General features: G+C 63.5%; 23 protein-coding genes. 8 read left to right on the forward strand and 15 right to left on the reverse strand.

Going from position 1 to position 21,904, the window contains the following annotated elements; genetic code table 11:
• Positions 1 to 399, reverse strand: a complete 399-nt coding sequence (locus J2Y63_RS12430) for a hypothetical protein (RefSeq protein ID WP_435266318.1) — start codon at positions 397 to 399, stop codon at positions 1 to 3.
• Positions 399 to 1,652, reverse strand: a complete 1,254-nt coding sequence (locus tag J2Y63_RS12435; protein WP_256119787.1) for a sarcosine oxidase subunit beta family protein — start codon at positions 1,650 to 1,652, stop codon at positions 399 to 401. Before J2Y63_RS12435 ends, J2Y63_RS12430 begins: the two co-directional genes overlap by 1 nt.
• 329 nt (positions 1,653 to 1,981) lie before the next feature.
• On the opposite strand from J2Y63_RS12435, the gene rpsU reads away from it, so the two are divergent.
• Both rpsU and J2Y63_RS12445 read left to right on the forward strand, forming a co-directional pair.
• The gene (gene rpsU, locus J2Y63_RS12440) at positions 1,982 to 2,212 is read left to right on the forward strand and encodes a 30S ribosomal protein S21 (protein ID WP_256119788.1); all 231 of its coding nucleotides are present in this window, start codon (positions 1,982 to 1,984) and stop codon (positions 2,210 to 2,212) included.
• A 303-nt stretch (positions 2,213 to 2,515) separates the two neighbouring features.
• The gene (locus tag J2Y63_RS12445) at positions 2,516 to 3,346 is read left to right on the forward strand and encodes a tetratricopeptide repeat protein (protein ID WP_435266566.1); all 831 of its coding nucleotides are present in this window, start codon (positions 2,516 to 2,518) and stop codon (positions 3,344 to 3,346) included.
• A 204-nt stretch (positions 3,347 to 3,550) separates the two neighbouring features.
• Here J2Y63_RS12445 and J2Y63_RS12450 read toward each other — a convergent pair whose 3' ends face one another.
• The 6 genes from J2Y63_RS12450 to J2Y63_RS12475 form a co-directional block, all read right to left on the reverse strand.
• Complete coding sequence (locus J2Y63_RS12450) at positions 3,551 to 4,951, reverse strand: NAD(P)(+) transhydrogenase (Re/Si-specific) subunit beta (RefSeq protein WP_256119790.1); 1,401 nt, start codon at positions 4,949 to 4,951, stop codon at positions 3,551 to 3,553.
• 10 nt (positions 4,952 to 4,961) lie between these two features.
• On the reverse strand, positions 4,962 to 5,372 hold the full coding sequence (locus J2Y63_RS12455; protein WP_256119791.1) for an NAD(P) transhydrogenase subunit alpha: 411 nt from the start codon (positions 5,370 to 5,372) through the stop codon (positions 4,962 to 4,964).
• Positions 5,372 to 6,526, reverse strand: coding sequence for a Re/Si-specific NAD(P)(+) transhydrogenase subunit alpha (locus J2Y63_RS12460; RefSeq protein WP_435266319.1), 1,155 nt, complete (start codon positions 6,524 to 6,526; stop codon positions 5,372 to 5,374). The genes J2Y63_RS12455 and J2Y63_RS12460 overlap by 1 nt, the downstream gene beginning before the upstream one ends.
• A gap of 85 nt (positions 6,527 to 6,611) precedes the next feature.
• The gene (locus tag J2Y63_RS12465; protein WP_256119793.1) at positions 6,612 to 6,836 is read right to left on the reverse strand and encodes an aa3-type cytochrome c oxidase subunit IV; all 225 of its coding nucleotides are present in this window, start codon (positions 6,834 to 6,836) and stop codon (positions 6,612 to 6,614) included.
• A 250-nt stretch (positions 6,837 to 7,086) separates the two neighbouring features.
• On the reverse strand, positions 7,087 to 7,860 hold the full coding sequence (locus J2Y63_RS12470) for an N-acyl amino acid synthase FeeM domain-containing protein (protein ID WP_256119794.1): 774 nt from the start codon (positions 7,858 to 7,860) through the stop codon (positions 7,087 to 7,089).
• 183 nt (positions 7,861 to 8,043) lie between these two features.
• Entirely contained in the window at positions 8,044 to 10,353 is a 2,310-nt protein-coding gene (locus J2Y63_RS12475) for a putative bifunctional diguanylate cyclase/phosphodiesterase (RefSeq protein ID WP_256119795.1), read from the reverse strand.
• A 454-nt stretch (positions 10,354 to 10,807) separates the two neighbouring features.
• Between J2Y63_RS12475 and J2Y63_RS12480 the strand changes: the two genes are divergently transcribed.
• The gene (locus tag J2Y63_RS12480; protein ID WP_435266320.1) at positions 10,808 to 11,617 is read left to right on the forward strand and encodes a gamma-glutamyl-gamma-aminobutyrate hydrolase family protein; all 810 of its coding nucleotides are present in this window, start codon (positions 10,808 to 10,810) and stop codon (positions 11,615 to 11,617) included.
• Here J2Y63_RS12480 and J2Y63_RS12485 read toward each other — a convergent pair.
• A complete protein-coding gene (locus J2Y63_RS12485; RefSeq protein WP_435266321.1) occupies positions 11,604 to 12,791 on the reverse strand; it encodes an MFS transporter in 1,188 nt (395 codons plus the stop codon). The two genes, J2Y63_RS12480 and J2Y63_RS12485, sit on opposite strands and share 14 nt — an antisense overlap.
• 96 nt (positions 12,792 to 12,887) lie before the next feature.
• Here J2Y63_RS12485 and J2Y63_RS12490 point away from each other — a divergent pair, with 96 nt between their 5' ends.
• Positions 12,888 to 13,322: a winged helix-turn-helix transcriptional regulator gene (locus J2Y63_RS12490; RefSeq protein WP_435266322.1), complete on the forward strand. Its 435-nt coding sequence runs from the start codon at positions 12,888 to 12,890 to the stop codon at positions 13,320 to 13,322.
• Here the strand turns inward: J2Y63_RS12490 and J2Y63_RS12495 are convergent.
• The 4 genes from J2Y63_RS12495 to J2Y63_RS12510 all read right to left on the reverse strand — a co-directional run bounded on the left by J2Y63_RS12495 (position 13,319) and on the right by J2Y63_RS12510 (position 16,416).
• Positions 13,319 to 13,726 (reverse strand): hypothetical protein, encoded by a 408-nt coding sequence (locus J2Y63_RS12495; RefSeq protein WP_435266323.1) that lies wholly within the window; start codon positions 13,724 to 13,726, stop codon positions 13,319 to 13,321. The genes J2Y63_RS12490 and J2Y63_RS12495 overlap by 4 nt on opposite strands.
• An 81-nt stretch (positions 13,727 to 13,807) precedes the next feature.
• Complete coding sequence (locus J2Y63_RS12500) at positions 13,808 to 14,776, reverse strand: 2-hydroxyacid dehydrogenase (RefSeq protein ID WP_435266324.1); 969 nt, start codon at positions 14,774 to 14,776, stop codon at positions 13,808 to 13,810.
• A 29-nt stretch (positions 14,777 to 14,805) separates the two neighbouring features.
• Positions 14,806 to 15,834, reverse strand: a complete 1,029-nt coding sequence (locus tag J2Y63_RS12505; RefSeq protein ID WP_256119801.1) for a LacI family DNA-binding transcriptional regulator — start codon at positions 15,832 to 15,834, stop codon at positions 14,806 to 14,808.
• Between the two features lie 45 nt (positions 15,835 to 15,879).
• On the reverse strand, positions 15,880 to 16,416 hold the full coding sequence (locus J2Y63_RS12510; protein ID WP_435266325.1) for a MarR family winged helix-turn-helix transcriptional regulator: 537 nt from the start codon (positions 16,414 to 16,416) through the stop codon (positions 15,880 to 15,882).
• A gap of 102 nt (positions 16,417 to 16,518) precedes the next feature.
• Between J2Y63_RS12510 and J2Y63_RS12515 the strand changes: the two genes are divergently transcribed.
• The 3 genes from J2Y63_RS12515 (at position 16,519) to J2Y63_RS12525 (ending at position 19,585) form a co-directional block, all read left to right on the forward strand.
• Entirely contained in the window at positions 16,519 to 17,310 is a 792-nt protein-coding gene (locus J2Y63_RS12515) for a creatininase family protein (protein WP_435266326.1), read from the forward strand.
• A 129-nt stretch (positions 17,311 to 17,439) separates the two neighbouring features.
• Positions 17,440 to 18,537, forward strand: a complete 1,098-nt coding sequence (locus tag J2Y63_RS12520; RefSeq protein ID WP_435266327.1) for a CobW family GTP-binding protein — start codon at positions 17,440 to 17,442, stop codon at positions 18,535 to 18,537.
• Between the two features lie 58 nt (positions 18,538 to 18,595).
• Positions 18,596 to 19,585, forward strand: coding sequence for a WD40 repeat domain-containing protein (locus J2Y63_RS12525; RefSeq protein WP_435266328.1), 990 nt, complete (start codon positions 18,596 to 18,598; stop codon positions 19,583 to 19,585).
• 65 nt (positions 19,586 to 19,650) lie between these two features.
• Here J2Y63_RS12525 and J2Y63_RS12530 read toward each other — a convergent pair whose 3' ends face one another.
• Entirely contained in the window at positions 19,651 to 19,938 is a 288-nt protein-coding gene (locus tag J2Y63_RS12530) for a hypothetical protein (protein ID WP_435266329.1), read from the reverse strand.
• 248 nt (positions 19,939 to 20,186) lie between these two features.
• Here J2Y63_RS12530 and J2Y63_RS12535 point away from each other — a divergent pair, with 248 nt between their 5' ends.
• Positions 20,187 to 21,353: an outer membrane beta-barrel protein gene (locus tag J2Y63_RS12535; RefSeq protein ID WP_435266330.1), complete on the forward strand. Its 1,167-nt coding sequence runs from the start codon at positions 20,187 to 20,189 to the stop codon at positions 21,351 to 21,353.
• A 4-nt stretch (positions 21,354 to 21,357) separates the two neighbouring features.
• Here J2Y63_RS12535 and J2Y63_RS12540 read toward each other — a convergent pair whose 3' ends face one another.
• On the reverse strand, positions 21,358 to 21,804 hold the full coding sequence (locus J2Y63_RS12540; RefSeq protein ID WP_256119808.1) for a glyoxalase superfamily protein: 447 nt from the start codon (positions 21,802 to 21,804) through the stop codon (positions 21,358 to 21,360).
• Positions 21,805 to 21,904 lie beyond the last annotated feature (100 nt).

Below are 21,904 nucleotides of genomic sequence, written 5' to 3' on the forward strand. Positions count from 1 at the left end.
TTAAAGCTCTGGACCCGTCACGAACGTGCCAGGGTCCTGGTCGCAAAGTCGTCGGCCCATGGTGACGAAGGGGGCAAGCCGGTAAATCAGCTGCCGGGTATCGTCATAGGGGGCCAGAACGTCCGTCATTCCCAGATTGGCAATACTCATCGCAAAGAGGTCGACATCGATGTTGAAGGCGCGATTTGAGTCCGTTTCATCCGGAACGAAATAGATCGTCCGCTGGCCCAATATCCTTATGCAACTCAACATCCCGCTCTCGGCGACGAATGGCCATTCCTTCTCGCCCGCTGCCTTCTGGATCTTCTGAAACCGAAAATCTCCCGGTGTCGGGATGATATCGCCGACCGGCAAGACACCGGCCGTCATCAGAAATCCGGCGAGCAGCGCGCCGTTCATCAATGGGCGACCGCCGCCGCCGCTGCCTCGTCGATCAGGCGTCCAGTGCGGAAGCGGTCGAGCGTCAGGCCCGAAGCCAGCTTGTGCGGCTCACCCTTCGCGATGAGATGCGCGAAGAGATGCGCCGAACCCGGCGTCGCCTTGAAGCCGCCGGTGCCCCAGCCGCAATTGACGAAGAGGTTCTTCACCGGCGTGACGCCCTGGATAGCCGAGCGGTCCGGGGTGTTGTCGGTGATGCCACCCCACTGGCGCATCATCTTGACGCGGCGGAACATCGGGAAGAGTTCGCAGATGGCGTCGAGTGTATGCGTGATAATCTGGAGACCACCGGTCTGGGAGTAGGAGTTGTACTGGTCCGTACCGGCGCCGATGACGAGCTCGCCCTTGTCCGACTGCGAAATATAGGCATGCACCGTGTTGGACATGACCACGCAGGGGAAGATCGGCTTCATCGGCTCGGACACCAGCGCCTGAAGGGGCACGGAATGCAGCGGCAGCTTGACGTCGGCCATCGACAGAATGACCGAGTTGTGGCCGGACGCCGACACCGCGACCTTCTTGGCACCGATGAACCCCTTGGAAGTCTCCACGCCCGTCACGGCACCGTCCGGCCCGCGGCGAATACCCTTGACCTCGCAGTTCTGGATGACGTGCACGCCGCGATCGGACGCCGCACGGGCATAACCCCAGGCAACGGCGTCGTGGCGGGCTGTGCCGCCGCGGCGCTGGAGGGCAGCACCATTGATCGGGTAGCGGGCGCTCGCCGAGATATCGAGCGGCGGGCAGAATTCCTTCGCCTGCTGCGGCGTCAGCCATTCATTGTCGATGCCGTGCAGACGGTTGGCATGGATGTGCCGGCTGAAGGACTGCTTGTCGTGCACATTGTGCGACAGCATCATCACGCCGCGCGGCGAATACATGACGTTGTAGTTGAGATCCTGGCTCAAGCCTTCCCAGAGCTTCAGCGAGTGCTCGTAGATGTCCATGCTCTCGTCATAGAGATAGTTCGAGCGGATGATGGTGGTGTTGCGGCCGGTATTGCCGCCGCCGAGCCAGCCCTTCTCGATCACCGCGACATTGGTGATGCCGTGCTCCTTAGCGAGGTAATAGGCAGCACCCAGGCCATGGCCGCCGCCGCCGATGATGATCACATCATAGTCCTTGCGCGGCTCGGGCGAGGTCCATTGCGCCTCCCAACCCTTGTGGCCGCGCATCGCCTCGCGGGCGACGGCGAAAACCGAATATTTGCGCATCCCAAGTCCTCAACGTCTCGCCGGCATCGGCCGGCTGTTTCCTGCCCCGATAGAAAGCAAATCTTGCGCGCGGACGCCGTATCCTTTGCGACGCATTCGGGCGCACCTTGTACCACATGCGACATGAGCCCCGCCGAAGCTTTTTCCCGGCGTTTGTGAGGGCCACGCGCAAATATCCTTAACATCGCGGCGCGCAAGGCTGGACTTTCCCGTGGCGATCTGGTATCCGACGCGCCAATTGCCAGCCTGTTGGGCTGCGCGACCGCAATCTATTTGCCTGGCGACCTGTGCTCGCCCGGGCTTACAACGAACGAAGGAACGGGATTCTCGTGCAGGTACTTGTCCGCGACAACAACGTTGATCAGGCTCTCCGCGCTCTCAAGAAGAAGATGCAGCGCGAAGGTATTTTCCGTGAAATGAAGATGCGCGACTTTTATGAAAAGCCGTCGCAGAAGCGTGCGCGTGAGAAGGCTGAAGCCGTTCGTCGCGTCCGCAAGCTGGCCCGTAAGCGCGCCCAGCGCGAAGCCGGCGGCGTCAGCGCTCGTCCGAGCGCCCGTTAATCGGCCGTCATTTCGACGTTTTCGGATGCAAGACCGGGCGGGGGCGAACATTTCGCCGCCGCCTTTTTTGACGTGACCGGATGTTTTTTCACCATTGTGAAAGACTTCCCATGCAATTCCGGGCGCTTCCGCTACGCTCCTTCGCCGGAACTGCTTTCAAGGCGTAGCGTTTTTCTTCGCGCATGAGGCGCGGTAGAAGCCCACTTTGAGGATTCGCACTTGGACATGGATGCATCGACCGGGTTCCGGACTGACCGCATTTCTCTTTCGGCACCCCGCGCCGTCCACATTCGCCGCTCCCTGATGGCTGCCGTCGCCGCCACCTCGTTTGCCCTGCTTCTGACCGGCTGCCAGTCGACCACGTCCACCGACGTGCTGAAGGTCGAGCGCGCGCAGGGCTCGGAAGAGAACATCTCGTCGCTGTCGGCCGTCATCGCCGCCAACCCGCAGGATCCGGAAGCCTATAACGTGCGCGGTTCGGCCTATGGCCGCGCCGGCCAGCACCGCCGGGCGCTCGAAGACTTCAACCGTGCAATCGAACTCAACCCGCGCTTCTACCAGGCCTATGCCAACCGCGCGCTCGTGCAGCGCAGCCTCGGCGAGCAGGCGCAGGCGGCGGCCGACTACAACATGGCGCTGCAGCTCAACCCGAACTATGACGTCGCCTATATCGGCCGCGGCAATCTCTATCGCCAGGCCGGCCGTCTCGACGACGCGTTCAGCGACTTCAACCGCGCCATCCAGCTCGATACGACCGATCCGCGCGCCTATCACAATCGCGGCCTGATCTACCAGGCCCGTCGCCAGCACGATCCGGCGATCGAGGATTTCTCCAAGGCGATCTCGCTCTCGCCGAACTCCGCCGAACCCTATAACGGCCGCGGCATTTCCTATGCCGCGCAGGGCGACGACGACAACGCGTTCTCGGATTTCAACACGGCGATCAACCTCGACGGCAAACTCGCCGAATCCTGGGCGAACCAGGCGCTGATCTACGAGCGCCGCGGCGAGATGGCGCGCGCCGCCAAATCCTATTCGCACGCGCTGAAGCTCGACCCGAACTACACGCCGGCCAAGGACGGCCTCGCCCGCACCCGCGGCGCCGTCGCGACCGCGGCCAAGCAGCCGGCCTGATCCAGAAAACCATCGACAAACAAAAAGCCCGCGATCATCTCGCGGGCTTTTTGTTGATGGACCTCGCCTCACCCTCTACCGTCATCCTCGGCCTTGAGCCGAGGATCCACATCCGCGGCGTGCCGGTGAATGGATGCTCGGGTCAAGCCCGAGCATGACGAAGGAGTGGTGGTCTGGCTTTTCCGTTTCAGGCTTTTGCCAGGATCAGTGGTTCATCGCCTTGACGATGTCGTCCGTCATCTTCTTGGCGTCGCCGAGCAGCATCATCGTGCCGTCCTTGTAGAACAGAGTGTTGTCGATGCCGGCATAGCCGGAGCCAAGCGAGCGCTTGACGAAGAGGCAGGTCTTGGCCTTGTCCACGTCGAGGATCGGCATGCCGTAGATCGGCGACGATTTATCGTCGCGCGCCGCCGGGTTCGTCACGTCGTTGGCGCCGATGACATAGGCAACGTCGGCCTGGGCGAATTCCGAGTTGATGTCCTCAAGCTCGAACACTTCGTCATAGGGCACGTTCGCTTCGGCGAGCAGCACGTTCATGTGGCCGGGCATGCGGCCTGCGACCGGATGGATCGCGTATTTGACCTCGACACCGTTCTTCTTCAGCGCATCGGCAAGCTCGCGCACTGCATGCTGTGCCTGCGCCACCGCCATGCCGTAGCCCGGCACGATGATGACCTTGGAGGCATTCGCCATCAGGAAGGCCGCGTCGTCGGCAGAACCTTGCTTGACCGTGCGCTGCACGCCGTCGTCGCTGGCTGCCGCACCGCTATCGCCGCCGAAGCCACCGAGGATGACCGAGATGAACGAGCGGTTCATGCCCTTGCACATAATGTAGGACAGGATCGCACCGGAGGAGCCGACCAGCGCGCCGGTGATGATCAGCGCGAGGTTGCCGAGCGTGAAGCCGATGCCGGCTGCCGCCCAACCCGAATAGGAGTTGAGCATCGACACGACGACGGGCATGTCGGCGCCGCCGATCGGCACGATGAGCAGCACGCCGAGCGCCAGCGCCAGGATGACGATCAGCCAGAAGTCGAAATGGCTTTCCGACAGAGTCAGGCCGACGATGAAAAAGACGATCGCGGCGAGCAGCACGATGTTGATGACATGCCGGTAGGGCAGCATGATCGGCTTGCCGGACATGCGCCCGTCGAGCTTCAGGAAGGCGATGATCGAGCCGGTGAAGGTGATCGCGCCGATTGCGGCACCCAGCGCCATTTCGATGAGGGCTTGGCCGTGGATTTCGCCGACCTGGCCGAGGCCGAAGGAGACCGGCGAATAGAGCGCGGCCGCAGCCACCAGCACGGCGGCAAGACCGACCAGCGAGTGGAAGCCGGCGACGAGCTGCGGCATCGAGGTCATCGGGATCGAGCGGGCGATATAGGCGCCAGCACCGCCACCGATGGCCAGGCCAAGCACGATGAGCACCAGGCCGCCGAAGGACGGCGTTGCCAAGAGCAGCGTCGTGCCGATGGCGATGCCCATGCCGACCATGCCGAGCGTGTTGCCGCGGCGGCTCGTCGTCGGATGCGACAGGCCGCGCAGTGCCATGATGAAGAGTACCCCGGAGACGAGGTAGAGGAAGGCTGCGAAATTTGCGTTCATCGGGCCGGCCTCACTTCTCTTTTTTCTTGTACATCGCCAGCATGCGCTGGGTGACGAGGAAGCCGCCAAAGATGTTGACGGAGGCGAGGATCAGCGCGACGAAGCCGAAGCCGGTCGCCACACCCGAAAGCGAGATGCCGACGGCGAGAAGCGCGCCGACGACGATGACCGAGGAGATGGCGTTGGTGACGGCCATCAGCGGCGTGTGCAGCGCGGGCGTCACCGACCAGACGACATAATAGCCGACGAAGATCGACAGCACGAAGATCGCAAGGCGGAAGACGAAGGGGTCGATTGCCCCGCCCGACACACCATGCGCCGCAGCGGCGGCTGCATCCGGCAGATAGTCGGAGGCCGTGCGCACGGCTTCCACGGCGCGTTCCAGATCGGTGATCGCCTTGTCCAGAAGTTCGTTTGCCATCACTTGCCCTCCCCTAGCTGAACGGCGCCGCCGAAGTTCGGATGCACCACGGCGCCGCCGTGGCTCAGCATCGTCGCCTTGACGAGTTCATCCTCGACATTGACCGAGACCGATTTCTTCTCCTTGTCGACCATCGTTTCGAGGAAGGTCAGCAGGTTCTTGGCGTAGAGCGCGGAGGCGGAGGCGGCGATGCGGCCCGGCACGTTGAGATAGCCGATGACCTTGACGCCCTCGACCTCGGCGACCCTGCCGGCCTCGGAGCCTTCGATATTGCCGCCGCGTTCGACGGCGAGGTCGACGGCGATGGAGCCGTTGCGCATGGCCGACAGCATCTGGCGCGTCACGAGACGCGGCGCCGGGCGGCCGGGAATGAGCGCGGTGGTGATGATGATGTCCTGCTTGGCGATGTGGTCGGCAACGAGTGCCGCCTGCTTCGCCTGGTATTCGCGGGACATTTCCTTGGCATAACCGCCGGCGGTCTCGGCGGCCTTGAACTCATCATCCTCTACGGCGATGAATTTTGCGCCCAGCGAGGCGACCTGCTCCTTGGCGGCGGGACGAACGTCCGTCGCGGAAACGGCGGCACCGAGGCGGCGCGCGGTGGCGATCGCCTGGAGGCCGGCGACGCCGGCGCCCATGACGAAGACCTTGGCGGCCGGCACGGTGCCGGCGGCGGTCATCATCATCGGCATGGCGCGGTCGAATTCATGGGCGGCGTCGATGACCGCCTGGTAACCGGCAAGGTTTGCCTGCGAGGACAGGATGTCCATCGACTGGGCGCGCGTGATGCGCGGCATCAGTTCCATGGCAAAGGCGGTGAGACCGGCATTCGCCATCTCGGCGATGGCAGCTTCGTTGCCGTAGGGGTCCATGATGGCGATGACGATGGCGCCGGACTTGTAGCCGGCGATCTCCAACGAGGTCGGGCGACGCACCTTGAGGATGACATCCGCCGATTTCGCCTCTTCCGGCCCGACGATGCGGGCACCGGCGGCCTCGTAATCCGCATCCAGGATGCGGGACTTGAGGCCTGCACCGGCTTCCACCAGCACCTCCAGCCCCAAACCCTTCATTTTCTTGATCGTTTCAACGGAACCCGCAACGCGGCCTTCCGCCGGATCACTTTCCCTTGCCACAAAAATACACTGACTCAAACCGTGGTCCTCCCCCCGAGACTGGCCGTGTTGAAGCGCGACGCCGGATGGCGCCGCCACCAAACCGCAAATGCGGTTGTTCAGATCAACGCAGCAGGAAGAAGCCGGCGACGTTGAGGATGATGAACAGAAGCACCGCGCTGAAGAAACCAGCGCTGGTGAAGAAGCCGGCCGCCATGGCGATCAGCAGGGCGACGCAGAACAGCGTGCCGTACTTGGCTGCACCGATGAAGAAATTGTAGGTCTTCTCGTGCTCGGGATAATCCATCGGAGCGCCCATTTCGACCGGTCCGGAATGATGTTCAGCCATAGTCACCTTCTCCTAAGCAACCACGCCCGCGAGACGGAAAACTCCATCCGATGAGCGCTTAATACAGGCCGGAACCCGAAGTTCCGGCGATTCCCTCAGGCGCGACAAGCGCGCGTCTTTCAGGCCTTACACAATGGATCGGCAAAGCGCAACGGCATGGAAGGTGAGAGCGTTCGACCTGTAACGTTTCCGAAACAGAACGGGCCGGTTTCTTGCGAAACCGGCCCGGCATGCGACATCAAAACGCAAGTTATCCGGCGTAGGCACCGCCGGAAAGCTGGATCCGCTCGCCGCCGAAATGCGCGCGGCGGGCGGTCGGGCGCACGGTCAGCGGGCTGAACGGCAGGTCGTCGCCGCGGGCGAACATCATGCGGCGCTCATAGGGCTCGGACTTGAAGAAGGGGAAGCGCTGGTAGAGCGACGGCAGCGTCTCCTTGACGTTGGTCGCCAGCAGCATCAGGTCGATGATGAACTTGCCCTGGTTGCTCTTCGGCGAGGCGACGAAATCGGCATCGAAGACGCGCTTGTAGAAGGCCGCATGGGCAGGCTTGACCATCTGCACGCAGCGATCCGTCTGGAAATAATCCGTCGCCATCGTGGCGATACGCAGCGTCAGATACGGAATGGCCGGCATCTCGCTCCAGATTTCCGGGTCCGCCGCAAGGCGCACCGGGTCGATCAGCGACATGCCGGCGTCGAGGAAGGCGTTGATCTCGTCCGGGAAAACTTTGCCCGACGAGGTGACGCGATGGTCCGGCGTCACATGGTGCAGGCGCACCGTCGAGATCAGCCGCTCCTCGTAATAGATGCCGAAGACATAGGCATGGCTGTCGAAATCGGAATCGTCGATCAGAACCGACTGCTCGCCCAGATGCATCACGGCGCCGGCCTTGTAGGCCTTGTAGCGGATGCGGGCGACGTCTTCCATGTCCTCGCCCGTCTCGACGCGGCGGTACTCGATCTTGTCGAGCAGTCCCAGAAGCTTGTCCGAAAAGCGATTGGTCGCCGTCTCTACGCTGGCCATAGTCCCCGTATCCCCGATTGACAAACACCGGCAGCCACCGCGCTGCCTCACCTACAATCGCCGATATAAGACAATTTGTGTAAAATACCATTCATTAACCTTAATATATGGTTAACGCTAAATTTGAATAAGCTGATATAGCTTATCGACTTTGCACGTCAGGGGAAAAGGCGGCGGGAAGGATCAGGCGACGCGGCGGCCGCGACGGCGGGGTTCGCCGGGTTTGCGGGCGAGCGTCTCGTAGAGATCGCGCAGCGCATCGGGCGACATGGGCGCCGCGAAGACGTAACCTTGGACGAGATCGGCGCACTGGTACTTGTTGATAAGGGCGAGCTGCTCGCGCGTCTCCACCCCCTCCACCACGATCCGCAGCCCGAGTTCGCGCGACAGGTTCACCGTGCCGCGCAGGAGCTGGAAGCGGCGCGGGTCCTCGCCGATATTGCGCACGAAGGACCGGTCGATCTTGATGACGTCGAGCGGCAGCTGGTCGAGATAGCTGAGGCTCGAATAACCGGTGCCGAAATCGTCGATAGCGATGGTGATGCCGCGGGCGCGAAGCTCCTGCAGGATCGCCTGCACCTTGACCGGCTCCTCCATGAGGCAGCTTTCGGTGACTTCCAGGTGCAGCCGGTGCGGCGCAAGCCCCCCTGCCGCCAGCGCCTCGGCGACGAGGTCGATGATGCTGGTGCCGCGCAGGTCCTGCACGGAGAGATTGACCGAAACGCCCATATGCTCCGGCCAGGTCGCGCAATCAGCGCAGGCCCGCATGATCATGAAGCGCGTGATCTCGGAGACAATGCCCATCTCTTCGGCGATCTGGATGAAGACGTTCGGCGGCACCGGCCCCCGTTCCGGATGCGTCCAGCGCGACAGCGCCTCGCAGCATTCGATGCGCGAACCATCCGGCACGAACATCGGCTGGTAGGCGACGGACAGCGTGTTGGTGGCAAGCGCCTCGCGCAGGTCGTCCTTGAGCTTCTGGCGGTCGATGTAGCGCGCATCCATCTCCTGCTCGAAGACGGTGACGCTGCCCTTGGCGCGCGACTTGGTCTCGAACAGCGCGAGATCGGCGCGGATCTGCATTTCCTCCAGCCGGAAATCGCCGCTCGGCACCATCACGCAGCCGGCGCTGAAGGAAACGAGGAAGGTCATGCCATCGAACTCGTAGGTGCCGCCCAGCTGCTCATGGAAGCGGCGCATGCGCGCTTCGAGGTCGCGGCGGTTGCTTTCGTTCGGGAAGAACAGGATGAACTCGTCGCCCATCAGGTGGCCGGCGATCACCTTGTCGCCCGCAAGCCGGCGCAGGCGCTCGGCAATGGCACAGAGCAGCCGGTCGCCGGTGACGTGGCCTTTCATGTCGTTGACATGCTTGAAGTCGTCGATGTCGAGCACCATGAAGCCGACCATGCCGGGCTTCTTGCGATCGGCAAGCGCCTCCTGCACGAGATCGGAGAAATAGGTGCGGTTCGGCAGGCCGGTGAGGCTGTCGTAGCGCACCATGTGCAGGATCTTGTTTTCCGCCCGCACGCGCGCCGTCACGTCTTCGAAGATCAGTACGGCGCCGCCGTTCTCGCGCGGGGACGCGGTGAATTCGAGATAGAGACCGTCCGTCACCTGCACGAGCGCGCGGGACCGCTCGCCCTTCAGAAGCTCGTCGAGCTGGCGCAGGATCGCCCTGCTCTGGTCGGCATTCAGGAAGGTATTGCGCACGCCGAAACGCAGGACCACGTCGAGGTGACAATCCTTTAGGCGCTCCTGGTTGCCGAGATGCAGAAGCTCGCAGGCGCGACGATTGGCGACGAGAATGCGGTGGTCGGCATCGAGCATGAACAGGCCGTGCGGCATGTTGTTGAGCGCCGTGTCGAAACGATCGGCGATGATCGAAACCTCGCGCGTCGCCAGCACGTTCTTGTAGAGGAATTCGCGCACGCCGTTGGCCATCATGCGCGTCGTCATCACGAAGGGCAGGATGAGGACCGCCAGCACCGCGTGATAGAAATCCCCCAGACCGAGGAAGCCCACCACCATCGGGAAGCAGGCGGAGAAGGTCATGTAATCGACCGCCCGCTTCGAGCCGCAGTTGCGCCCGACGACGGAGACCATGGTGGCGAGCGTCACGGCGATCGTGGCGAGTTCCGCAAAACTGTCGCGGCTGAAGAGCAGGCTGTAGCCACAGGCAGTGCCGAGCGCCATCGTCGTGCCGACGGCGCCGAGATTGTACCAGTTCTCCCAATAGCGGATGCCGTCCATGTCGAGGGCGTCCTGGTCCACCCGGTCGAAGTGGCGCATGCCGACGGCGCGCAGCGACCAGATGAGCACGACAAGCCCGCTCCAGGCGAGGAAAAATGGATCGGCGGTTTTTGCGTATACGAAAGAGAATGTGATGACATGCGAAATCATGCCCACGAAAAGGGTCTGGCGGTTCCCGTACAGCGAGCTGACGAACGACAGGTAGACATCGGCCGGCAGTGTGTTTTGACCCTTATCCTTCATGGACTAGGCACTCCCTTGACGAGAGAGGGTTACCGGCCAAAATTTAATGAATGATTTCGGGAAATTACCCAATAACGAGGGTATAGTCCGACATAATTGCACGCAAGTTCAACCGGTGGAAGTGGTATTCAACCCAATATTGCAATATTGCCGGTTTTGGCCGGCAAAGTTCAACCTGGCATGAGTAAACGACGCAACTTCCTGACTCCACTGCGACACAGTATTGCGTGAAAGGGGAGTGAGAAAAACCTTTTGTACAATCGCTGTTTGCAAGCCTTTGGTTAACGACCTGTCGCTGTAAGACTATCAAATATCATCACGCAAGGACAGAGCCTCCAACCCGCCTACCGCCTGAAACAGCGCTTCCGTCGTCATTTCGCCCGAAAGGGGGAATTGACTGAGACGGGATTTGATAGCAAATCCTCATTTGGTATTTCTTTTTCCGGAGCCCATCATGTCGAAACCCGTCGTCGCCATTCCCGCCGATATCAGGGAAATCGAAGGCAACGTCTGGCAGGCCACCCCGAACCAGTATGTGCGCGCCGCCGTCAAGGGCGCGAATGTGACCGTGTTCCTCGTGCCGGCGCTCGAAGCCGACAACGATTTCGACGGTATCCTGGACCGGGTGGACGGGCTTCTGGTCAGCGGCTCGCGCACCAACGTGCACCCCTCGCTCTATGGCCGGGAAGCAACCGAGGCGGAAGGCCCCTATGATCCCGCGCGCGACGCGACGAGCCTGCCGCTCATCCGCCGGGCACTGGAGCGCGGCATTCCGCTGCTCGCCATCTGCCGCGGTATCCAGGAGCTGAACGTCGTGCTCGGCGGCACGCTCGCCAACGAGATCCAGGAACAGCCCGGCATGTGGGACCACCGCAAGCCGGACACGCCGGTGCTCGACGTCGCCTACGGCATCCGCCAGGCGGTCACCGTCAAGGAAGGAAGCTGCCTGGCCGCGGTCGTCGGCGCCGGCGAGGTGCAGGTGAACTCGCTGCACCGGCAGGCGATCTCCGAGATCGCCCCGCGCCTGGCCGTGGAAGCGGTCGCCGAAGATGGCACGATCGAAGCCGTCTCCGTCATCGGCGCCAAGGCCTTCGCGGTCGGCGTGCAGTGGCATCCGGAATATTGGGTCGGCTCCGACCAGCCATCGAACAGCCTGTTTGCCGCTTTCGGCGAGGCTGTGCGCGACTATGCGGCCGCCAAGCAGGGCGTTGCCCGGCCCGCCGAGGCCGACGTGCTGGCCTTCGGCTCGGTCAAGTCCGCCTGATCGCATCCTGCGACCAGAGAGCGAGCGCGGCGAGGCTGAAGGCCGCGCCGGTGACGCACACACCCGTCCAGCCGAAGCGCGCATAACTCGCCGTCGACGTGATCGCGCCGAGCGCGCTTCCGGCCGAATAGAACACCATGTAGCCGCCGACGAGGCGGCTTCGTGCTTCCGGGCGCCGGGCGAAGATCAGGCTCTGGTTGGTGACATGCACCGCCTGGACCGTGAAATCGAGAACCACGACACCCAGCGCGAAGACGACGAGCGAGCGGGGAAGAAACCCGATTGCCAGCCATGACAGGCAGAGCAGCGCCAGCGAAAACCCGGTCGTGCGCCCGGCAAAGCCCTGATCGGCGAGGCGCCCGGCGCTGCCCGCCGCAAGTGCCCCGGCCAGTCCCGCAAGCCCGAACAGGCCGATCTGCGTATGGGAGAGCGAAAAGGGCACGGCGCTGAGCGGCAGCACCATCGCCGTCCAGAGCGTGCTGAAGCTTGCGAAGATAAGGAAGGCGAGGCCTGCGCGCAGGCGTAGCACCGGCTCCTGCCAGAAGAGAAGCGGGATCGATTTCAGCACGGCTGCATAACGCTCGGAACTGCCGACGGGAATGTTGCGCGGCAGGACGCGGACGAGAAGCAGGCCGAGGACCAGCATGAGGCCCGCGGAGGAAAAATAGACCGCCCGCCAGCCCCCGACATCTGCCAGAACACCGGCCACGAACCGGGCGGCCAGGATGCCCACCACCACGCCGCTCGTCACCAGCCCCACAGCCTGCCCCCGCTCCGCCGGTCGCGCCAGAGTCGCGCTCAACGCCACCAGCACCTGCACCACGACGGCCAGCAAGCCCACCACGATCATGCCGGCAAACAGCGCGAAAACATTGGGCGCACTGCCGATGGCGGCCAGCGCGATGGCGGAAAACAGCGTCTGGGCGACGATGAGATTGCGGCGATCGACGAGATCGCCGAGCGGGACGATGATGACGAGGCCCGCCGCGTAGCCGACCTGCGTCAGCGCCACGACGAGGCCCACGGCGCCCGGCGATATGCCGAACGTCGCCGCGATCGTGTCGAGCAGCGGCTGCGCATAATAGATATTCGCGACGCTGGCGCCGCAGGTAAAGGCAAAGACCAGCAGCGTCCAGCGCGGCAGGGCCTGTTGGGTGGCGGTCGTCGCATCCATCATCGGTCTCCAGTCATCAAGTCCTATGATGAGACCACTTGCGGCAAACGCATTCCAGTTCTATTTTAAGACCAGTTTAATGTCAGGAAGCAGACGATGAAGCGCAAGAGTTTTCGCGAAGCGGAGTGCCCGGTCGCGCGCACGCTGGATGCGATCGGCGACTGGTGGTCGCTGCTGATCGTGCGCGACGCCTTCGATGGCATCCGGCGTTTTGGCGCGTTCCAGCAGAATCTCGGCATCGCCAAGGGCATGCTGAGCACGCGCCTGCGGGATCTCGTGGAAGCCGGTGTTCTCGACCTCGCGCCCGCCTCGGACGGCAGCGCCTACCAGGAATATGTGCTGACCGAGAAGGGCCGCGGCCTGTTTCTCGTCATCGTCGCGCTGCGGCAATGGGGGGAAGACCACCTCTATCGCGAGGGCGAACGGCGCTCCGTTCTGGTGGATGACGCGACGCGTTCGCCGGTCTCGCGGCTCAAGCTGCATGCGTCCGATGGACGACGGCTTGAGTGGGCGGATACGCGCCTGGTCTAGTCGGCCGAAATCATCGTGACCATGGCATCGGCGGGTTCGACCGCCTCATAGGCGAGCCCATCGCCATCGACCACCGTGAGGATCGCCTCGCCCCGCGCGTCGGCGACGACCACCGTGCCATCGCCATTGCTGATCCAGGTGCGCGCCGCCGAGAGGCCCGGCCAGACGGCCTCGCAATCGCCATTCGCTGTAAACCGTTCGCTGCGGCTGGAAATCCGGCTGCCGCGCTCGGCAAGGCAGGCGGTGTTCGCCACCACGTTGGAGATCGTATAGCTGTGGCCCGCGGTCTGTGCCGGAATGGAATTCGAGATCACCGGATCGATCGCCGGCGTCTCATGGCTGACCACGCTCCAGGCACCCAGCGACAAAACGCCGGCCGCGGCGGCAATCATCAGCGTCTTCATGGGGTCTCCTTTCGGCTCGTTCCGACGCACAAAGCATGCGCCCGCAAACTTGCCGAAAGGTTAATGAAGGCTTTCCAGACCCTACCCGGCTTTTCGCGTAAAGGGCGTTTCCGGCACCGGCGTCACCGCCGTTCCGCGCTCGAACCAGGTGAAAAGATTGTCCGCCACGAGATCGGCCATGGCATCGCGCGTCGCAACCGACGCCGAGGCGACATGCGGCAGCAGCGAGACGTTCGGCAGGTCGAGCAGCGCCTGCGGCACATGCGGTTCGTCATAGAACACATCGAGGCCGGCCGCCGCGATGACGCCGTCCTTCAGCGCCGCCGCAAGGGCCGCCTCGTCGACCGTCCAGCCACGCCCAACATTGATCAGCACGCCATTGGGGCCGAGCGCCTGCAGGATTTCCGCATCGATCGTGCGGTGCGTCTCCGGCGTCTTCGGCACGATGGCGATGAGGATATCGACCGCCCCGGCAAGCTCCGCCAGCGACGGGTAATAGGCATAGGGCACGCCCTCGCGCGGACGGCGCGTGTGGTAGGCGATATCGATGCCGAAACCCTTCAGCCGTTCGGCGATCGCCATGCCGATGCGCCCGAGGCCGTAGATGCCGGCCTTGCGGCCACGCAGGCTGAGCGGCGTCAGCGGAAAAGCGCCATCGCGCACCCAGCGCCCTTCGCGCAGCCAGCTTTCCGCCTGCGGGAAACGGCGCACGGTGTTGAGCAGCAGGCCGATCGCCGTGTCCGCGACCTCGTCGTTCAGCACATCCGGCGTATTGGTGACGACGATCCCGCGCGCGGCGGCCGCCGTCACATCGATCCCGTCATAACCGACACCGAAGCTCGCGATGATCTCCAGCCCCGGCAGATGTTCGATCAGCGCCGCACCACAGCCGCCGGAGACGGCGATGCCGGAAATGCTTGCGGCTTCCGAACGGGCCAGCAATGTCGGATCCGGCCGCTCGATGCGCACGACATCGAAGGCCTCCGTGATGCGATCGAGCACCCGATCGCGGATCGTGCCCGGCACGAGAATGCGTGTCTTGGCCGCCATGGCAAAACCTCCCTGCTGTCTGAAATGCCTCAGCCTTCCGGATGCGGCTTCAGCGGTCCGGTGGATTGCCGGATGCGCATTTCCGGCTTGATGAGATGGATGCCATCCGGCTCGTGGCTGCCCGAGAGCTTGTCGAGCAGCGCGCGTGCGGCGTTGCGCCCGACTTCGGACTGGCCGTTCCAGACGGTGGTGAGCGCGGGCGTGGCGATCGCCGCCTCTTCGAGGTCGTCATAACCGGTGACGGAGACGTCGCGGCCGGGCACGAGGCCGGCGCGCGCAATGCCGTTCATCAGGCCGATCGCCACGAGGTCGTTCCAGCAGACGGCCGCCGTCGGCTTCTGCGGCAGCGAGAGGAAATGCACCGCCGCCTCGAAGCCGCCCTGCTTGGTGCGGGGGCCGGGAATGCGAAGGCTCGGATCGACCTCGATATTCGCCTTGCGCAGCGCGTTGACATAACCCTGGTAGCGGTCGCGGCCGGTCGAGGTCTGGTCCGTGCCGCCCACCATGGCGATGGTACGATGGCCAAGGCCGATCAGGTGATTGGTGGCAAGCGAAATGCCATAGCTGTCGTCGCCGCGGAAGATCGGCACGTCCAAGCCTTCGATGGAACGGGCGATGAGGATCGCCGGCATGCCATTGTCCTCGGCAAGCTGGATATCCTCCGGCGGCGTGCCGATGGCCGGCGACATGATGACGCCATCACCGCCGAGCTGCAGCAGCGTCTCGACGAAATTGCGCTGCTTCTCGACCGAATCGTAATGGTTGGAGAGGATGAAGGTCTGCCGGTCGCGATCGAGCTCGCTTTCGATGGCCTTCAGGATTTCCGCGTAGAACGGGTTCATGATGTCGTGCACGACGACGCCGATGATGCCCGAGCGGGAGGTGCGAAGGCTCGCCGCGCGGCGATTGTAGATATAGCCGAGCGCGCGGGCCTGTTCCTTGATGCGATCCCGGGTCGAGGCCGCAACAAGCGGACTGTCCCTCAGCGCAAGCGATACCGTCGCCGTGGAAACGCCGAGCGTCTCCGCGATGGTGGAAAGCTTGATTTTCTGGGCCACGACCCCTCCCCAGACAATGCGTTTAAAACCGTTTATTTAAACAGTTTAAATGTCCTCGGCAACAGGCTTTTCGCCGTTGCGTGGGCCATCCGGCAGGTTGGCGTGGAGGTTCTCGTCCATGGTGCGCAGCAGCTTGAGCAGCTGGCGCACATCCTTTTCGCTCAGGCCTTCGGCCGCCTGCTCTTCGCTGAGCCGCCCGGCTTCGGTGATCGTTTCGACGGTGGCGCGGCCGGTTTCGGTGAGGTGCACGACGGTAAGCCTCCCGTCGGTCTCGTCGGGCCGGCGCTCCACGAAGCCCTGCGCCTCCAGCCGGCCGATCGTGCGCGTCATGGTCGGCGCCTTAACGCCGAGGCGAGTGGCGAGCGCACCGGCGGTCAGCCCCCCCTCCTCCGAAAGCGCGAGGATGACGCCGTCCTGACCGGCATAGAGGCCGGTCGCCAGAAGATTGCGCGACAGCACCGTACGCATGGAGCGGGCCGCATTGACGACCGCGCTAGCAAGGCCGGCACCCGTGACGTCGTCGTGTGGCTTCTTCTTCTTGCTCTTCTTCGCGTCCTTGCCGTCCTTGTGCTTCTTGCCCATCGATCGCCTCTCCCGAATGCTTCGCCGCCCTTGCGTCGCGGGCCTCGCCTTCATATGACTCAGGTTACAGGCGCGCGGCAAGTCAGGATCGGAGCGGAAGGAATGGCGCATCCCAAGATGCGATGGACCGAAAACGATCCAGACCTGCCGCTGGAAGCGCGCGCGGACTGGATTGCCGTCCTGCCGCTCGGCGCCCATGAGGGCCATGGCCCGCATTTGCCGCTCGAAACCGACACGCTGATCGCCGAGGGCGTCGCCGCGCGGCTGATGGCCGTGCTGCCGGCGCACCTGCCCGTCACCTTCCTTCCCGTCGAGCCGGTCGGCTATTCGCCCGAACATCTCGACGTGCCGGGCACGCGCTCGCTCGATTATACCGAGGCCATCGAGCGCTGGCTTGCGATAGCCGGGGACCTGCGCCCCTACGGCATCCGCAAGCTGGTGCTTCTCAATGCCCACGGCGGCAATTCGCCCCTGATGACGATCGTCGCGACCGAGGCGCGCATCCGCTTCGACATGCTCGTGGTGGCGACCGCCTGGACCCGCTTCGGCCAGCCGGACGGATGGATCACACCGGAAGACAAGGCGATCGACATCCATGGCGGCGACATCGAGACCTCGGTCATGCTCGCGCTTCATCCCGAAGTGGTCCATATGGAGAAGGCGGAGCGCTTCGGCTCGCGCCAGGCGGAATTCGCCGCCCGCTTCGCGCATCTGCGCGCCTACGGGCCGCATGCCTTCGGCTGGAAGATGTCCGACCTCAACCCCAAGGGCGTTGCGGGCGATGCCAGCGCGGCGACCGCGGAAAAGGGTGAGCGGCTGCTCATGCATGCGGTGCGCGGCCTCGTCGCCCTCCTCGAAGACGTCGCCGCCTTCGATGTGAAGACGCTGGACTAAAAAACGCTGTTTTGCATCCGGAATTGCGTAGCGACAAAGACCCGATCGCATTTGCGCTGGCCCGTTCGATCTCCTATATCAGACGCCAACCGGACGTCTCAGCCGTCCCCGCAATCGCTCGAGGTTCCCATGACCGAAACAGCCCTCCCGAAGCCCATTCCCGTCACCGTGCTCACCGGCTATCTCGGCGCCGGCAAGACGACGCTGCTCAACCGCATCCTCACCGGCAATCACGGCAAGCGATATGCCGTCATCGTCAACGAATTCGGCGAGATCGGCATCGACAACGACCTGATCGTCGAATCCGACGAGGAAATCTACGAGATGAACAACGGCTGCATCTGCTGCACCGTGCGCGGCGACCTGATCCGCGTCGTGGAAGGCCTGATGCGCCGCCCCGGCCGCTTCGACGCCATCATCGTCGAAACCACCGGCCTTGCCGATCCGGTGCCGGTCGCCCAGACCTTCTTCATGGACGACGACGTGCGCCAGAAGACCGAGCTCGACGCCGTCGTGGCCCTGGTCGATGCGAAGCACCTGCCGCTGCGCCTGAAGGACAGCCGCGAGGCGGAAGACCAGATCGCCTTCGCCGATGTCGTGCTGATCAACAAGACCGACCTTGTGAGCCCCGAAGAACTGGCGCGTATCGAGGCGACCGTTCGCGTCATCAACCCGTCCGCCCGCATCCACCGCACGACCCGCTCGGAAATCGACCTCACCAAGGTTCTCGACCAGGGCGCGTTCAACCTGGAGCGTGCGCTCGAAAACGATCCGCACTTCCTCGACCACGATGCGCCGGATCATGTCTGCGGCCCGGATTGCGGCCACGACCATCATCACCATGGTCACGACCACGATCACCACCACCACCATGATAACGACCATGACCACCATCACCACGACCACGGCGTCTCGCCGATCCATGACGTGACGGTGCAGTCGATCTCGCTGCGCGGCGGCGAGATGAACCCGGACCGCTTCTTCCCCTGGATCCAGAAGATCACCCAGACCGACGGCCCGAACATCCTGCGTCTCAAGGGCATCATCGCCTTTGCCGGTGATGACGAGCGTTACGTCGTGCAGGGCGTGCACATGATCGTCGAGGGCGACCACCAGCGCGCCTGGAAGGACGGCGAGAAGCGCGAAAGCCGCCTCGTCTTCATCGGCCGCGATCTTGATCGCGAAAAGATCGAACGGACCTTCAAGGCCTGCGAGACACAGGCATGACGCCGAAAAGTGTGAAACGGTTTTCGGACAACGTCATGCACGCGGAAAAGCCCCAATAATGCCGACTGTCGCTCCTCTTGACCTCGACGGCCACGTCGTCGCGGCCGCCTTTCTCGGTGATGTGCCGTTCTTCGCCTCCGCCTCCGGCGCCATTAACCGCCTCGACCATGGCCACAAGGTCACCGAGGCGCATGATGGCCTGCTCGCCTGCGTGCGCGACGAGGCAAACGACACGCTGATCACCGGCGGTGAAGACGGTAAGGTGCTGAGGATCGCCGCCGACGGCAGCGTGAGCCTTGTCGCAGAAGTGCCGCGCAAGTGGATTTCCATCGTCGCCGCCGGGCCGCAGGGCGCGGTCGGCTTCGCGGAGGGCCGCACGGCCCGCGTCCGGCTTGCGGACGGCACGATCAAGGAGTTCGTGGAGGCACGCTCCGTCGAGGGCGTGGCCTTCGCGCCGAAAGGGCTGCGCATCGGCCTGGCGCGCTACAATGGTGCGTCGCTGCACTGGGTGGCGATGGCCGCACAGCCCGTCGATCTCGAGTGGAAGGGCGCCCATACCGGCATTACCTTCTCGCCGGACGGCCGCTTCGTCGTCACCAGCATGCAGGAAAACGCGCTGCACGGCTGGAAGCTCGACTCGAAGCCTGGCGGCGACACCCGCCACATGCGCATGACCGGCTATCCGGCGAAGGTGAAGTCGCTCTCTTGGTCCGCCAAGGGCAAGTGGCTCGCCTCTTCCGGCGCGCCGGCCGCTATCGTCTGGCCTTTCTCCGCGAAAGACGGCCCGATGGGCAAGCCGCCGCTGGAACTCGGCACCCGCAGCGACGTGATGGTCACGGCCGTCGCCTGCCATCCGGCGGAAGAGGTCGTCGCGATTGGTTATTCGGATGGCATGGTGCTCGCCGCCCGTTTCGCCGACAGCCGCGAAGTGCTGCTGCGCCGCCCCGGCAAGGGCGCCATCACCTCGATCGCCTGGAGCAAGAGCGGCAAGCTCATCGCCTTCGCCAGCGAAGCCGGCGATTGCGGCGTCATCGACATCGCGGGATAACGGCATAAACCCGGAAGAGCGACGCTCTCCCGGGCCCACGGACCGCAAGGGTGGGGATGGTGCGGTCAGTGTTTGCGCTTCTTGCAGCCGCAATCGCTGCCGCCGAGAATGCCGAGCGTGTTGCCGTTGAGGATGCCCGACAGGGTGCCGTTGAGCACGCCGTTCAGGACCTTGTTGTTGTCGTTGTCGGTCAGGATATCGCCGAGCCCGACGCTCGGGGCGATGACGATGCCGCCCGTCTTGTTGCCGTTCAGAATGCCGACGCCGCCCAGAAGGCCGCCGGCGGACGCCTGGCTGGCGCCGGCAAATGCGAAGATGGTTGCGATGAGGATGGTGGTGCGGGTCTTGCTCATGTTCTCTCTCCTTCGGTTGAGTACCTTGGCGGTACGCAACTAAAGGTAATATAAGCGTCGATTTACTCAACCGGATTTCCCAATCGTAGCAAATAGTTAACCATAACATAGACAAGTTTAACGATCTGATACCAAACACAATCCATAGTAGATAGAATCGCAATATCAACGCGAAATCAATCATTGAGAGAAATTTTAACCATGCAACTCTAGGATTCTGTTCCATTAACAGACAGGAACGGGATCCGATGCGCTTCCTTCGTGGCTTTCTTTGTACGGCTCTGGCGCTTGCCGGATACAACCCCGCCTCCGCGGATTCAACCGTCGATTACAAGGTGGGCGGTGGCTGGACGTCGAATATTTTCCAGGACCCGAGCAACATTTCGGCCGCATTCGGCGAGGCGAAGCTCGGTTTGCGCGGCAGCCTGGCGCTGGAGGACTCCCATCTCGCCTATGCGTTGAGCGCCGGTGTGCGCCGCGTGCCAAAGTATCGTTTCGCCGACCAGCGCATCGCCGGCGTCGAACTCGGCTATAGCTACGACCTCAGCAAGACAGTGAAGCTGACATTGAAGGGCGGCGTCGAGCATCGGCGCACCGGCGACATCTTTCTTAACCTGCCCGGCGCGCTGATCGGTTACCGCAAGGTGGACGTCGTCGCCACCGCCAGCGCCGGGCTCACGGTCGACCGCTGGGGCGGCCGCAATCACCTGACCGCGACCGTCTCGAAGCTCGACCGCGGCAAGGCGCATTTCACGCTGCGCGGCCTGAAGCCGACCCAGCTCGAAGCGGGCTATACCCTGTTCGACGTATCCGGCGGCCATATCCGCCCACTCTTCGGCGGCGAGGTGGGCGCCACGCTGCAATATCGCGCAAGCCAGATCGCCAGCTCCGAACGCAGGGCCTTCGAGCGTTTTCCGGCCGAGACCCTGCGGGGATCGCTCGCCTATGGCCGTGTCTTCGGCAAGAGCATCACGCTGATGGCGGAAGCCGGCGTGGTCGGCGTGCAAAGCCCGCATCTCGGCAAGACCGTAGAACGCGCGCGGCCCTTCCTGAAGGGCGAGCTGACCTGGCAGCTCCCGCATCAGGCCGTGCTGAAGGCGAAAATTACGCGCGACATCCAGCTTGGCGATATCGACGATTCGCTCGGTGAAGACGTGCGCACGGTCGGCCTCTCGCTGGAAAAGGCGCTGACGGAAAAGCTGAAGCTCGCGCTCGCCTATGAGCAGGCCTATAGCGACTGGCTCTACTATGACTATCGCACGCGCACGAAATCGACCTCGGCGACGCTGAGCTATGCATTTTCCAAGAGCGCGACCGCCTCGCTGGAATACAGCCACCTCGTGCGCCGCGAAAACGACAAGGCCGCCGACTTCGAGGTCGACGGCCTTGCGGCACGGTTTTCGGGCTCGTTCTGACCGTTCACCACTCCAGCTCGACCTGGGGCCGGCCGTTCGAGGTTTTCTCGGTCGTCCGCCCCGTCTCATCGACGGTGCAGTTCACCCGCTGGCGGAAGGCGGAGAAGCTGTCGAAGGTCACCACGTCCACCGGCTCGTCGAAATGCAGCGTCATGCGGTAGCGGCCGGGCTGGCTGGTCAGGGCCTGCACGCCGAGGATTTCCGCATCGAAGGGCTGGCCGAGATAGTGCCCGCGCACGCGCGAGCCGAGCATCCACGGATTGAACGGCGGCCGGTTGCCGACGACGGCATGCAGCGTGTTCCAGTCGCGGAAGCCATATTGCGCGGCGATGAGTTCCAGTGCCCGGGAATGGGAAATCGCCTGGTCGTCTTCGGCAAAACGCGCACGCAGCCGCTTCGCCTGGTCTTTCAGGGCATCGAGGGATGGTAGGGGCGTCGATGTTGGACGCATGTCGGATCTCCAGTGTCTGCATGCGTCATTTCGGAGGGAGCCCGCATTGCCACCGGTTCGCATGCATGATGCTGGAAGACCGATCGTCATTCAGAGAGAC

The sequence above is a fragment of the Shinella sp. BE166 genome (assembly GCF_051201095.1).
Lineage (GTDB): Bacteria > Pseudomonadota > Alphaproteobacteria > Rhizobiales > Rhizobiaceae > Shinella > Shinella lacus.